Genomic DNA, 13,340 nt, shown 5'->3' with positions numbered 1-13,340 from the left:
AGTAAAAAATGTCTTTTAATAAAGTAATTTTAGTAGGGAATTTAACCAGAGCTCCAGAGCTTAAATACACAGCAAATAAAGGCACGGCAGTAGTTAAAACCGCCATAGCCGTAAATCGCGTAACCACAATCAATGGCGAAAAACAAGAAGAGGTTTGCTTTGTGGATTTAACATTTTGGGGCAGGACAGCAGAAGTAGCTAACCAATATTTACAAAAAGGCTCCAAAGTCTTAATAGAAGGGCGTTTGGTGCTAGAACAATGGCAAGATCAAAACGGCCAAAACCGCTCCCGCCATTCAATAACCGTAGAAAGCATGCAAATGCTAGACAAAAAAGAACAAAATGGCGAGCAAGGCTATGGTTATAACCAAAACACCAACTACAATCCAAACCCTAGCTATCAAAACAACGGCTACAACGCTAACCAAAACCCTAACTATAATAGTGGCTATAATCCTAACCAAAACCCTAGCTATCAAAATAATAGCTACAATCAAAATGCCACAAAACAAAACCATGAGCCAAACACTAACCACGCTCAAACAAAACAAGCGCAAGAAAACTTGCCATCATACGATGTCGATAATGACGAAATACCATTTTAAAAGGATACACAATGGCTGAAAAAAGAAAATTTTCTAAAAAATATTGTCGCTACACAGAAGCAAAAGTTGAGTTTATAGACTACAAAGATACTTCAATGCTAAAATATTGTCTATCAGAACGCTTTAAAATAATGCCACGCCGTCTTACAGGCACTAGCAAAAAATACCAAGAAATGGTAGAAAAAGCTATTAAGCGCGCAAGACAAGCCGCTCTAATACCATATATCGTAGATCGCGATAATGTGGTAACAAACCCATTTGAAGGTATGTAAAAAGCTTATGCTTTGTGTAAATTTTAAACACAAGGCATAATTTTTCAAAATTAGGCTAAAAGCAAAATCTTGCTTAGCCTAATATAAACTAATTAAAGCTAAATAAACCAACAAACCCGCCACAAAATCAAAAATAATGAAAGAATTAGCCCTAATTGGCGCTACCGCAAGCGGTAAAACTGCTCTTGCTTTGCGTCTTGCCAAGCCTTTAAATGCCATAATTTTAAGCCTTGATTCACTTTGCATTTACACACAAATCAATATCGCAAGCGCTAAACCAAACGCGCAAGAACTAAAAAGCATAAAACATTTTGGCATAAATATAAGAAATATCGATGAGAGCTTTAACGCAGGTGATTTTGCACAAGAATACCAAAAAGCCAGCATTTATGCCAAGCAAAATGGCAAAAATCTAATCATCACAGGTGGAAGTGGCTTTTATCTAGCCAGTATGCTAAATGGCTTAGGCCCAAAAGTCCCAAGGCTAAAAACGCACCCAAGTAATGATGAAATATTTATAATAGCTAGCAGGATTGATCCTAAATTTTGTGCTAAATTTAGCCAAAACGACACCTTTCGCTTACAAAAATGGTATGAAATTTACAGCTTTTTAAGCAAAAACTCAGCCCAAATTAAAATTTCAAATAATTTAACCAAATACACGCAAATCCCTAGCCTTTGGTTAGCACAAAACACAGCTGCTCCATTGATTAAAGAATTGCTGATTTTTGAACTAAGTTTAGAGCGCGATGAGCTAAGATCTAGGATTTTAGCGCGCACCAAAAAAATGCTAGATGATGGATTATTAGATGAAGCGCGCACGCTTTTTGCTAGCTATGATAAAGAGCTAAAAGCCCTTAAATCCATAGGATTAAAAGAATGCGGGCAGTTTTTATGCGGGCAAATTAAAAGCCAAAATGAGCTTTGCGAGCTAATCAGCACGCACACAGCGCAACTTGCAAAACGCCAACGCAGCTTTTTTAATTCAAATTTTAAAAACTCCATCAAGCTAAAACCAGACGAAGCCTACACACAAATTTTAAATAAGCTCTTATAAAGTGGCATTAAAATTTCAAATAAAATAAATGTAAAATTTTAAATAAAATTAAATTTTAATGGTGCGATCGGCGAGATTTGAACTCGCACAAGCAAAGCTCACTACCCCCTCAAAGTAGCGTGTCTACCAGTTTCACCACGATCGCAAAATAAGATAATAAAAGCAAGAATAAGCCTAGCTAACTAAATCTAGCAAGCTAAGCTAAAAATAAATCCTATAAGAATGGATTACCATAAAGCGCGATCAAAGCGATAACAAGTGTATAAATAACTTGCGCTTCTATCATCGCCAAAGCAATAAACATTGTAGTCATCAATTTGCTGCCAAGCCCAGGATTGCGAGCTGTGCCCAAGATTGTAGCAGCTGCTGTATGTCCCATACCAATAGCACCACCAAGTGCTGCTATACCAAGGCCTACGCCTGCTGCGATGATTGAGTAAGCTTGAATAGTGGCTGTGCCAGCATCAGCACCAAAAGCAAAACTTGCAAATGCAAGAGTAAGAAGAATGATTTTCTTCATAGTCGTCCTTTATGTAGTATTGCGCTTAGTTCGGATGTGATCCCTACTTAAAAGCGTGGCGGCGATTATAGCCAAAATTGCTTGATTTGCTCTTAAAATTTAAAATTTAACTTTTATTAACTAAAATTTTGTGCTTAAAATTTGTTAAATTGGCTCTGCTTTTAGGGTTAAATTTTATTTTTAAATAACTTAATAGACGATTTTATCGCACTTATTAAATAATCAATATCGCTAAAATCATGGCTATAATGCAAGCTTACTCTAATCCAGCCGGGCTTAAAAAAGCTTGGGATATTATCATCAAGCCCTAATAAATCATGTCCATAAGGACCAGCACAAGCACAGCCAGCGCGCGTTTGGACGCCAAATTTTTGGCTAAGAGTTAGGGCAAAATCATAAGGCGAAACGCCTTTTACATTAAAGGCAAAAATTGCCACGCGTTGCTGATTTTTAGGGCAATAGCAAATAATCTCATCTATCTTATTTAATTCATCAGCGAAATATTTATTTAAAATTTCTTCTTGCGTTTTGATATTTTCCAAGCCAATATCATTGCGTAATTTAAAGGCTAAATGCGCGCGAATTAACGCCATAATCGGTGGCGTGCCAGCATCTTCAAGGCGTTCAAAATCGCTCACAAAACGAAAACTAGTTCTGCTTACATACTCTACCGTGCCACCACCCATAAAGCTTGGCTCGCCACTAAAATAGCGCGCACAAAGGCTTTTTCTAATGGCTAAAAGCCCGCATCCGCCAACTCCACCTAGTAATTTATGCGAGCTAATAAACAAAGCATCGTAATTTTTTGCATTTATATTCTCATAAGCACTAAGAGAGCTTGCGTCAATAGCAATAATGGCGTTTTTAGCGTATTTTTGGCTTAACTCTCTTAGTTTGGCAACATCTGTTTTAATGCCTGTTACATTTGAAGCCGCACTAAAACTTAAAATTATTTCGCGATTAAAATTTTGCTTTAAAACGCTTTTTATCTCATCAAAATTAATGCCACCAAACTCATCTAAACCAACTCTGTAAAGCTCGCAAAGGCCGTTATTAAAGCTAATTTCATTACTATGATGCTCATAAGGACCAACAATCACAAGAGGCAAATTTTCAAGCAAATTTTGATGATTTGGGGAAAAATCACGGATTATATTAGTATTTATTTTTTTTAAGTTTTTTGTGCCAAATAGCCTATTTCTCGTAGCTGGCGGCATATAAATGCCTAAGAGTTCTTGGAATTTTTTAATAGCAGCAGTAGAGCCATAACCACAAGGAAGCAAATAAAAATCATCGCCTAATTCTAAGCTAGCTTTTAGTCCTAAGCGCGCATTATCGTAATAATCGCTAGTGATTTTGGCACAGCTACTACATTGTGAGTGAGTATTTGAATAAGTTTTTAGTATAAACTCGCATTCATCTTCAATCTGTCTAAATGCTAGCCCACTAGCCGTCCAATCAAAATAATATAAATTTTCATCTAAAATAATGCCACGTTTAAGCTTAGCACGATCAATCATTGCGCTTTAATCTCGCTTATAATCATCTTCTATGCGAATGATATCATCCTCGCCCAAATAGCTACCCACTTGAACCTCAATCAAAACAAGTGGTGTTTTTGCGGTATTTTCTAAGCGATGTATTTGCCCTGGGGCTATGTAGGTGCTTTGATTAGCATAAAGAGTGCGGGTTGTATTTTCTATCCTTACGCTAGCCTCCCCAGCTACTACTATCCAATGCTCGCTACGATATGAATGCTTTTGAAGGCTCAATCTTGCGCCACTTTTTACTATAATTTTTTTAATCTTAAAACCTTCGCCTTCTTCAAGCACTTCATAACTCCCCCAAGGGCGATAGGCTTTTGTGTGAATTTGCGTTAATTCTGCGTGATTTTTGGCTATTAGATTATAAACATCTTTTACCTTTTGTGAGCTACCTTTTTGAGCAATCAACAAAGCGTCCTTGGTGTCAATAACAATCAAATCTCGCACATCTACAAGGGCGGTTAATTTATGGCTATAAACGAAATTTTCGCCCCCGCCAACGCTTTCATGCGCGCTACTTCTTAAATGCTTAGCTAGCTCATCAAAACTTCCCAAATCGCTCCAACCAGCATCCAAGGCCACCATAGCGATTTTATTTGTTTTTTGCATTAAAGCATAATCAATGCTAATATCTGGGATTTTATCCATATCGCCTGGGAGTATGCGGGCTAAATTACGAGAACTCTTAGCATTTTCATAGGCATTTTTAGCAGAGCATAAGGTATCGTGTGCGTAAATTTTAAGTTCATCTAAAAAAACCTTTGCCTTAAAGCAAAACATACCGCTATTATAAAAATATTGGCCACTTTTTACAAACTCTTGTGCCGTTTTTAAATCAGGCTTTTCTACAAATTCGCTTACTTCATTTTGGCTGGCTTTAATGTAGCCATAACCTGTATTTGGCTCATTTGGTTTAATGCCAAAGGTTACGATTTTATCATCATTTGCTAGCTTTATAGCCTCGTTTAGGGCATTTTTAAAGGCGTTTTCATTTAAGATTATATGATCGCTTGGCGTTACTAAAACTATGGCATTTTCGTCATCATTTAAGGCTTGTAAGGCAGCAAAAACAATGGCCGCTGCGGTATTTCGCCCAAAAGGCTCTAAAATAAAATTTGCTTTTAAATTTTGACTTTCGCATTCATCTGTGGCTAAAAAATAGTGATGTTCGTTGCAAATTATTATATTTTTAGCATCATTTGTGGCGTTTTTTAAACGGCGCAATGTCTTAGTAAATAGCGAATCAGAGCCAAAAATTTTAACAAACTGCTTTGGGAGCATAGCGCGCGAAAGTGGCCAAAGCCTAGTCCCGCTGCCACCGCATAAAATCACATTTATCATCTTTAATCCTGGGTTAAAATTTGCGGATTTTAGCTTAAAATACATAAAATAAGATTGAAAATCGACCGATTTTGGCTACAATTGCGCCTAAATTTTAATTTAGCAAGGATAAAATTATGACAAATTTTATTAAAATTTCGCTTTTGCTTTTTGCCTTAATTTTTAGCGGATGCATCTCTAGCACGACATCAGCTGGCAACATAGGCGCAAACAGAAAACAATTAATTTTAGTAAGTAGCGATGCGATGAATCAAAGCGCGCAAAAAAGCTATGATGCCATAATTTTAGCGGCCAAAAATCAAGGCAAATTAAACCAAAATGAAATCCAAAGCAAAAGGGTTGAAAATATCTCAGCCAAGCTAATAGCTCAAAGCATTTCATTTAGACAAGACGCGCTAAATTGGCAATGGCAAGTAGCCCTAATAAGCAGCAATGAGCTAAATGCTTGGTGTATGCCTGGTGGCAAAATCGCTGTATATACTGGTATCATAGAAAAATTAAACCTCACAGATGGCGAGCTAGCTGCGATTATAGGCCATGAAATAGCGCACGCCCTAAGAGAGCATAGCGCAGAGCAAGCAAGCTCAAATATGCTAACAAACATCGGCCTAGACGCCATCACAAAAGTAGCAGGGCTTGATGGATTAAGCCAAAGCGCGCTTGGCATAGCAGCAAAATACACCTTAGAAATGCCCTTTTCGCGTAGCCACGAAAAAGAAGCCGATCACATAGGCGCCGAGCTTATGGCGCGTGCGGGCTATGATCCAAATGAGGCAGTAAATGTATGGATTAAAATGAGCAAACTTAGCTCATCAAGCATACCTGAAATTTTAAGCACGCACCCAAGCAACGAAAGCAGAATAAAAGATTTACAAGAAATAGCCAAAAAGGTCTATCCGCTGTATTTACAAGCTAATAGCAAATAACTTATTAATCCAAAATCTATGCGCGCAAATAATTAAAATTTATAAAATGCGCGCAAATTTTGAAATATTTTCTTAGCAAATTTTAAAATTTATTTAAAGCAAATGCACTTAGTATGCGCGATTTATTAAAATTTATTTAAATCAAGTTTTATTTTTTCATTATCTATCACGCTTATGCCCTTTTTTAGCACATCAGCGGCGATTATTTTGGCGTTTTGGAGTGAATGCATTTTATAAGTGCCACATTGATATTGGTTTGCCTCAGGCAAATTATCGTCATCGCTAAAAGATAAAATATCATTCATTGAAGCAGTCCAAGCCTTTATTACTTGCTCGCAACTTGGCTTACCAATTACGCTCATATAAAAGCCCGTTCTACAACCCATAGGCGAAATATCTATAATCTCGCAAACTGCGCTATTTAAATGATCACGCATAAAACCAGCAAATAAATGCTCCATCGTGTGAATGCCTTTTTCATCTAAAATTTCTTTATTTGGCTTACAAAAACGCAAATCAAACACGCTTATTTCATCGTTGTGTGGAGTTTTCATAACTTTTGCTAGGCGCACGCCAGGTGCTTGCATAATGGTATGATCTACCTTAAAACTATCTAATAACGGCATTTTTATCCTTTTGTATTTAAAATTTTAATTAAATGATTTTTGAAAGAATTACTAGAAAAATATTTAAAATTTCTAAATGAATTAAAATTTAAAATCGGCTCAGAGTATGAACTAAGCATAAAAACCCCAAGCCTAATCAATAATTAAGCAAACTCAGGCTTAATTTGCTCTACCCAAGCCTTAATTCTGCTTTCTGTTAGATCGCTTTGATTATCAGCATCTAAGGCTAAGCCTACAAACTTGCCATCTTTTACAGCGATGCTTTCATCAAACTCATAGCCATCAGTGCTTACAGCACCTACTATTTTAGCACCATTTGCGCTAAATTTCTCAAATAAAATTCCCATACCATTACAATAAGTATCACTATAACTACTACTATCACCCATACCAAATAGCGCAATAACCTTATCTTTTACTTTAATACTATCTAAATCAAAGCTATCCCATTCATCTTGTAAATCGCCACTACCCCAAGTAGAAGTGCCAATTACTAATTTATCATAACCATTTAAAACCTCAGCAGTAGTTGAACCAATATTATAAATATCATCCACGCCAAGCTCAGCTGCTATAAGGTTTGCAGCCTCTTCGGTATTGCCCATACTAGAACCATACACAACACAAATTTTACTCATTTTTTGTCCTTTAATAAGAGATTTTAAGGCGGAATTATAGCTTTGTAAGCTGAATTTTACTTTATCAATTTATTTAATTTAAAAGCTTAAATAAAATTTATGGAACGCCTTTTGCTTAAAAGTAGTAAATCTCCAAAAAAAGGTGAAAATATGAAAAAACTTATCTTAATCCCTGTTGTTGCGCTAACTTTTAATGCTTGTAGCACAACCAACCCAGAGCAAAACGCCACTATGGCTAACACACAAGTAAGCAAACCTGCAATGTATGGGCTTGAAACCACGCCTACTGCTACATTTTCAGCCTATGGCGAGGGCTTGCCACCGCTTGATACATACAGCCCAGCACAAGCTCGCGTTCTTGCTAAAAGAGCAGCCATCGCAGACGCACAACGCCAACTAGCCAGCAAGCTGTATGGCGTAAAAATCAATGCCAAAGACACGGTAAAAGATGCTATGCTTAGAAGTTCTTTAATAGAATCGCGCGTGCATGGGCTAATCAAAGGCGCAACCATAAAATACGATGAATACAAAGACGGCCTATACCGCGTAGAAATGGAAATCCAAATGGATAAACGCAGATGGCAAGAATTATTTGCTTATTAATTTTTGTTCTAAATTTTATAAAAGCAGATGAAATTAGCGGTGAATACTTCTTTTGGGCGAAGTATTACACCGCTAATCAAACCCTAAGCACCGCGCAAATTTCAATCTCAAAAGCAATGACAAAGAGCGATTTTAAAAAATTTCGTAAAGTTTGCTTTATTAAATCAGCAAAAAAATCAAACCAAAGCCAAATACAATATTTCAACGCCCATAAAAACGCCCTACAAGATTGTTTTGTTGGCTCTTTTTCGCAGGTTTTGGAATTTTCAAAATTTGGCATTAAAAAGGCTGATTTACGCACAAATCTTACCTACACTCCGCTTCGTTTTATAGCCATTTTTAAGCCAAAGGGTGTTACAATCCTCGCCCAAATGTAAAAATAAAGGGGCTAAAATGCCAAATGCGCCCAAAAATCATAAATTAAAAGTTGCTATCGTTGAAGATGATATAAATATGCGAAAAAGCCTAGAGCTTGCTCTTAGCGATTATGATGAGTTTGAGGTAAAGGCCTATAAATCAGCACTTGATGCGCTTAAAAAAATGCCAGAAGACACCGAGCTAATAGTAACTGATATAAATATGCCAGGACTTGATGGGCTAGCCTTTGCCAAAGAACTAGCCGGCAAATACGATATAATCATAATGACAGGCAACGCCACGCTAAATAGAGCAATTGAAAGTATGCGCCTTGGTGTAAGGGATTTTTTAACCAAACCCTTTGATGCGCAAACCTTAGTAAATGCCATGCGCCGCGTGCGTGATGAAAATAGCAAAAATGCTGTGCTAAAAAATGCCGTAAAAATCACAAATGCCGGAGTTAGCGCGGCAAATGATTGTAATAACGGCTTTTTAGCTAGCTCGCCAGCCCTACAAAGCACCCTAAATCTAGCCAAAAAAGCAGCCAGCACAGACGCAAGCGTAATGATAAGCGGACAAAGTGGCGTAGGAAAAGAGCTTTTTGCTAGATATATTCACGATAATTCTATGCGAAAAAGCTCAGCCTTTATAGCCATAAACATGGCAGCAATACCAGAAAATTTACTTGAAAGCGAATTATACGGCTATGAAAAAGGCGCATTTACCGATGCGAGCGCGACTAAAAAGGGTTTATTTGAGCTAGCCGATGGTGGCACGCTATTTTTAGATGAAATCGGCGAAATGCCAATAGCCTTACAACCAAAACTTTTGCGCGTAATCCAAGAGCGCGAATTAATGCGCGTAGGTGGCTCAAAACAGCTTAAAATCAATGTTAGAATAGTCTGTGCTACAAATGCGAATTTGCTTGAAAAAGTAAAAAATGGCGAGTTTAGAGAAGATTTATATTATAGATTAAACACAATCCCAATTCAAATTCCACCGCTTAAAGAGCGCAAAGATGAAATCCAAACCATCGCACAAGAAAGCTTAAAGAAATTTTGCACTTTATATAATTTAGGCGAAAAATCATTTAGTAAAGACGCTTTAAAAGCGCTTTTAGATTATGATTATCCAGGCAACATTAGAGAGCTAATTAGCATTATAGAACGCTCAGCAATTTTAAGCGAAGATAAAATCATAAATGCTTGTGATTTAAGAATAGGTTTATAATATTTGCAAATTTTAAAATGGCTAAATTTTAAAAATATACCAAGGCGTAAAAATTTGATTTTAAGCCAATAAATTATATAATCGCGCGCTTAAATCAATGCTAAAAGGATTATTATGAAAAAATATAATATAGCAGTAGTTGGCGCAACTGGCGCAGTTGGTGAGGAAATTTTTCGCGTGCTTGAAGAATTAAAATTTAGCGTGGGCGAGGTTTTGCCTCTTGCTAGTGCTAAATCAGCTGGTAGCCAGATAGAATTTAATGGCAAAAAATTTAAAGTCCAAGAGCTTACCGATACAGTTTTTAAAGAAAACAAAATAGACATTGCATTTTTTAGCGCAGGCGGCTCGGTAAGTCAAAAATTTGCGCCCCTAGCTGCTAAGAGTGGGGCTGTGGTAATTGATAACACAAGCCATTTTAGAATGGAGCCAGATGTCCCGCTAGTCGTGCCTGAATGTAATTCTAATGATATTAAAAACTGGAAAAAAACAGGCATAATCGCAAACCCAAACTGCTCAACAATCCAAATGGTTCAAATTTTAAAACCCCTTGATGATGCTTTTGGCATTAAACGCGTAGATGTTAGCACCTACCAAGCAGCTAGCGGGGCTGGTAAAGAAGGCATGGAAGAGCTAGTTTTACAAATGCAAAAGTTTTTTGAGTTTAAGCTTGATGAATGCTTGCCAAAGGCCTTTGCTCACCAGCTCGCGCTAAATGTAATACCGCATATTGATGTGTTTTTGGATAATGACTACACAAAAGAAGAAATGAAAATGGTAAATGAAACGCGCAAAATTTTACACAAAGATATAGAAGTTAGCGCAACTTGCGTGCGTGTGCCAGTGCTGCGAAGCCACAGCGAGGCAATCACCATAAGCTTTGAGCGCGATATAGATGCCAACGAAGCTAGGAAAATCCTAGAAAAAGCCCCTAACATCGTGGTTTTAGATGATCCTAGCCAAAAACTTTATCCTATGCCTATACATTCAAGCGATAAAAACGAAACTTTTGTAGGGCGCATAAGGGTTGATAATTTTTGCAAAAATATCTTACATTTATGGTGCGCAGCCGATCAAATAAGAGTAGGCGCAGCCACAAATGCCGTGAGAATAGCGCAAATTTGGGCGCAAGAGAACTAAAATACTAAAAATGATAAATGATTTGGATTTAAAAAACTGGCGAGAACTTGATATTTTAACCGATGATTTGTGGCTCTTTGCTAGTAGGGATAAAAATGGTAAGCATAAAAATGTTTATCACGGAAATTTTATCCCACAAATTCCATATCAGCTTATTTCTCGCTTTACAAAAGCAGGAGAAGTAGTGCTAGACGCCTTTTGTGGTTCTGGCACAACACTTTATGAGTGTGAAAAACTTGGTCGTAAATTTATAGGACTTGATTTAAATCCGCAGATTTTAGATTTTGTGAGCTCTCAAATGAAAGAGAGCAAAGGTGACTTTTATAGATTAAATTTATGTGATAATACAGACGAAAATTCCAAAATTTTTATACAAAATTCCCTAAAAGAGCTTAATAAAAATAGTGTTTCTTTGGAAATTTTTCATCCGCCGTATTTTGATATAGTAAAATTTAGCGATAATCCAAAAGACCTTTCAAATTGCCAAAATATTGATGATTTTTTGTGTAGATTATGGATGACTTTAAAAAATTGCTTAGAATTTTTAAAGAAAAATGGATATTTTGCGCTTGTGATTGGCGATATTTATAAAAATAGCGAGGTAGTGCCACTTGCATTTTTGTGTATGGATATGGTAAAAAGAAATTTTAAAGCCAAATTAAAAGGAATTTTGGTAAAAAATATCGAAGGAAATCGTGGAAAGCTAGGAAGTGGTGGAGTATGGCATTATAGGGCTTTAAAAAGCGATTATTATATATTTAAGCATGAATATATTTTTGTGTTTAAAAAGGAATTTTGATGAGTAAGATGGAATTATTTTTAAAATTGGCCGAGCCCGATGATAATGGAGTTTCAAGATGGGTGGAAAGTAGCGAATTTGTCGGCGATTATAAGGATTTGGCGCTTGGAAATGGTGGAAGTTGGTGTAGGGCTAACTCGACTTTGGCAAAAAGATATATTGTTGAATTTGATAAAAGTTTAACAAGTGGAAATTCTATCGATGCAATTCGTTTAAATGGTTTTAATCAGGCTCAAACTTTCAATCAAGCAATAAGAAAAGATATAAAAGAGTTTTATAAAGATAAAAAATGCGTAATGCTCGGAGTTAATGGAAATAGTGAAAATACAAAAATAGAAATTGATCATAAAGATGGAAGAAAAGATGATTGGCGCGTGTCAAATCAATCTACACAAAAATTAGAAGATTTCCAACCACTTTGTAAGGCAGCAAATGATATAAAAAGGCAAATTTGTAAAAATTGTAAAGAGACAAATAAGCGTTGGAGTGCTAGAAATATATTAGGTAATCCTTATGATTTTTATGCTGGAGATGAAAAATATACAAAAGAATTAGGTTGTGTTGGGTGCTATCAATATGACCCAGTGGAGTATCGCAAGCAGAGTGTAAAAAGAATTTCAAAAGAAGCTAGTGAGAATTGTGTTGATTTTATAATGAATAAATTATATGGTAATAAATAATGAATTATATAGGCTCTAAATTTTCATTGTTAGATTTTATAGAAAATTCTATTACATCTGTAAATTCTAGTTTAAATGATAAAATTTTTTGTGATATTTTTGCTGGAACTTGTGCTGTAGGAAGGCATTTTAAAACAAAAGTTAAGCAAGTAATAGCCAATGATTTGGAGTTTTATAGTTTTGTTTTGGCGCAAAACTACATAGTAAATCATACGAGAATTTCAAATATCCAAGATCTTTTTGATAAGCTAAATAATGAGATAAAAACGCCTTTGATAAAAGGTAAAATTTTTGAAAATTACTCTTTTTGTGGTAGTCAAAACCGCCAGTATTTTAGCGATGAAAATGGAGCAAAAATAGACGCTATCAGACAAACAATTCAAATATGGCTAGATAGTAAAAAAATAGATAAAAGAGTTTATTTTCATTTGCTTGCTAGTCTTTTAGAAAGTAGCGATAAGGTTGCAAATACAGCTAGTGTTTATGGGGCATTTTTAAAAAAGCTTAAAAAATCAGCTAGTAAAAGATTTATTTTAGAACCAGCAATTTTTGAACTAAATAATAATGAGCATTTGGCTTTTAATGAAAATGCAAATGAGCTAATTAAAAAAATTAGTGGTGATATTTTATATATTGATCCACCTTATAATCACAGAGAATACGGCGCAAACTATCATTTATTAAACACAATTGCACTCTATGATGATTTTATACCAAAAGGCAAAACAGGACTTAGAGAATACAAAAAATCTGCGTGGTGCAAGAAAAATAGCGCAGTTCAAGCGCTTGATGATTTACTAAAATCTGCTAAATTTTCGCAAATTTTTCTTAGTTACAACAATGAAGGAATTATAAGTCCAGATGAAATAAGAAAAACTATGTCAAAATACGGTAAATATGAGTGTTTTACTAAAAAATACCGCAGATTTAAAGCAGATAGTAAAAGAGAACATAAAGCAGATAGTGTAGTAGAATATCTACATTTTTTAGAAAAAATATAAATAT

16 protein-coding genes and 1 tRNA gene are annotated in these 13,340 nt (G+C 35.7%); 11 read left to right on the top strand and 6 right to left on the bottom strand.

Annotated features, from left to right (window positions below; translation table 11 throughout):
- Positions 1 to 8: 8 nt before the first annotated feature.
- The 3 genes from ssb to miaA all read left to right on the top strand — a co-directional run bounded on the left by ssb (position 9) and on the right by miaA (position 1,934).
- Positions 9 to 605 carry a single-stranded DNA-binding protein gene (gene ssb, locus CINF_RS01020; protein WP_179975422.1) on the top strand — a complete coding sequence of 199 codons (597 nt, stop codon included), beginning with the start codon at positions 9 to 11 and terminating at the stop codon, positions 603 to 605.
- Between the two features lie 11 nt (positions 606 to 616).
- Complete coding sequence (gene rpsR / locus CINF_RS01015; protein ID WP_178696896.1) at positions 617 to 877, top strand: 30S ribosomal protein S18; 261 nt, start codon at positions 617 to 619, stop codon at positions 875 to 877.
- Between the two features lie 133 nt (positions 878 to 1,010).
- On the top strand, positions 1,011 to 1,934 hold the full coding sequence (miaA, locus tag CINF_RS01010) for a tRNA (adenosine(37)-N6)-dimethylallyltransferase MiaA (protein ID WP_179975912.1): 924 nt from the start codon (positions 1,011 to 1,013) through the stop codon (positions 1,932 to 1,934).
- A 59-nt stretch (positions 1,935 to 1,993) separates the two neighbouring features.
- Here miaA and CINF_RS01005 read toward each other — a convergent pair.
- The 4 genes from CINF_RS01005 to CINF_RS00990 form a co-directional block, all read right to left on the bottom strand.
- Positions 1,994 to 2,079, bottom strand: a tRNA-Leu gene (locus CINF_RS01005).
- A gap of 69 nt (positions 2,080 to 2,148) precedes the next feature.
- A complete protein-coding gene (locus CINF_RS01000; RefSeq protein WP_178696895.1) occupies positions 2,149 to 2,454 on the bottom strand; it encodes a F0F1 ATP synthase subunit C in 306 nt (101 codons plus the stop codon).
- Between the two features lie 167 nt (positions 2,455 to 2,621).
- Entirely contained in the window at positions 2,622 to 3,974 is a 1,353-nt protein-coding gene (locus CINF_RS00995; protein ID WP_179975421.1) for an aminotransferase class V-fold PLP-dependent enzyme, read from the bottom strand.
- 6 nt (positions 3,975 to 3,980) lie between these two features.
- Positions 3,981 to 5,339: a mannose-1-phosphate guanylyltransferase/mannose-6-phosphate isomerase gene (locus tag CINF_RS00990; RefSeq protein ID WP_179975420.1), complete on the bottom strand. Its 1,359-nt coding sequence runs from the start codon at positions 5,337 to 5,339 to the stop codon at positions 3,981 to 3,983.
- 116 nt (positions 5,340 to 5,455) lie between these two features.
- Here CINF_RS00990 and CINF_RS00985 point away from each other — a divergent pair, with 116 nt between their 5' ends.
- Complete coding sequence (locus tag CINF_RS00985) at positions 5,456 to 6,265, top strand: M48 family metallopeptidase (protein WP_179975419.1); 810 nt, start codon at positions 5,456 to 5,458, stop codon at positions 6,263 to 6,265.
- Between the two features lie 125 nt (positions 6,266 to 6,390).
- Here CINF_RS00985 and luxS read toward each other — a convergent pair whose 3' ends face one another.
- A complete protein-coding gene (luxS, locus tag CINF_RS00980; protein ID WP_178696892.1) occupies positions 6,391 to 6,891 on the bottom strand; it encodes an S-ribosylhomocysteine lyase in 501 nt (166 codons plus the stop codon).
- Positions 6,892 to 7,034: 143 nt separating this feature from the next.
- Positions 7,035 to 7,529 carry a flavodoxin gene (locus CINF_RS00975; protein WP_178696891.1) on the bottom strand — a complete coding sequence of 165 codons (495 nt, stop codon included), beginning with the start codon at positions 7,527 to 7,529 and terminating at the stop codon, positions 7,035 to 7,037.
- Positions 7,530 to 7,679: 150 nt separating this feature from the next.
- On the opposite strand from CINF_RS00975, the gene CINF_RS00970 reads away from it, so the two are divergent.
- From CINF_RS00970 to CINF_RS00940, 7 genes are all read left to right on the top strand, one after another.
- Complete coding sequence (locus CINF_RS00970; RefSeq protein WP_179975418.1) at positions 7,680 to 8,132, top strand: LPP20 family lipoprotein; 453 nt, start codon at positions 7,680 to 7,682, stop codon at positions 8,130 to 8,132.
- Positions 8,108 to 8,509, top strand: a complete 402-nt coding sequence (locus tag CINF_RS00965) for a hypothetical protein (RefSeq protein WP_179975417.1) — start codon at positions 8,108 to 8,110, stop codon at positions 8,507 to 8,509. Before CINF_RS00970 ends, CINF_RS00965 begins: the two co-directional genes overlap by 25 nt.
- 16 nt (positions 8,510 to 8,525) lie before the next feature.
- Positions 8,526 to 9,719 carry a sigma-54-dependent transcriptional regulator gene (locus CINF_RS00960; RefSeq protein WP_179975416.1) on the top strand — a complete coding sequence of 398 codons (1,194 nt, stop codon included), beginning with the start codon at positions 8,526 to 8,528 and terminating at the stop codon, positions 9,717 to 9,719.
- A 114-nt stretch (positions 9,720 to 9,833) separates the two neighbouring features.
- A complete protein-coding gene (locus tag CINF_RS00955; RefSeq protein ID WP_179975415.1) occupies positions 9,834 to 10,856 on the top strand; it encodes an aspartate-semialdehyde dehydrogenase in 1,023 nt (340 codons plus the stop codon).
- A 10-nt stretch (positions 10,857 to 10,866) separates the two neighbouring features.
- Positions 10,867 to 11,655 (top strand): class I SAM-dependent methyltransferase, encoded by a 789-nt coding sequence (locus CINF_RS00950; RefSeq protein WP_179975414.1) that lies wholly within the window; start codon positions 10,867 to 10,869, stop codon positions 11,653 to 11,655.
- Positions 11,649 to 12,335, top strand: coding sequence for a restriction endonuclease (locus CINF_RS00945; protein ID WP_179975911.1), 687 nt, complete (start codon positions 11,649 to 11,651; stop codon positions 12,333 to 12,335). The genes CINF_RS00950 and CINF_RS00945 overlap by 7 nt, the downstream gene beginning before the upstream one ends.
- Positions 12,335 to 13,336: a DNA adenine methylase gene (locus CINF_RS00940; protein WP_179975413.1), complete on the top strand. Its 1,002-nt coding sequence runs from the start codon at positions 12,335 to 12,337 to the stop codon at positions 13,334 to 13,336. The genes CINF_RS00945 and CINF_RS00940 overlap by 1 nt, the downstream gene beginning before the upstream one ends.
- Positions 13,337 to 13,340 lie beyond the last annotated feature (4 nt).

Source organism: Candidatus Campylobacter infans (assembly GCF_013416015.1).
Classification (GTDB): domain Bacteria; phylum Campylobacterota; class Campylobacteria; order Campylobacterales; family Campylobacteraceae; genus Campylobacter; species Campylobacter infans.
The sequence above is the reverse complement of the archived record's forward strand: the minus strand, read 5'-3'. Positions and strand labels throughout refer to the sequence as shown.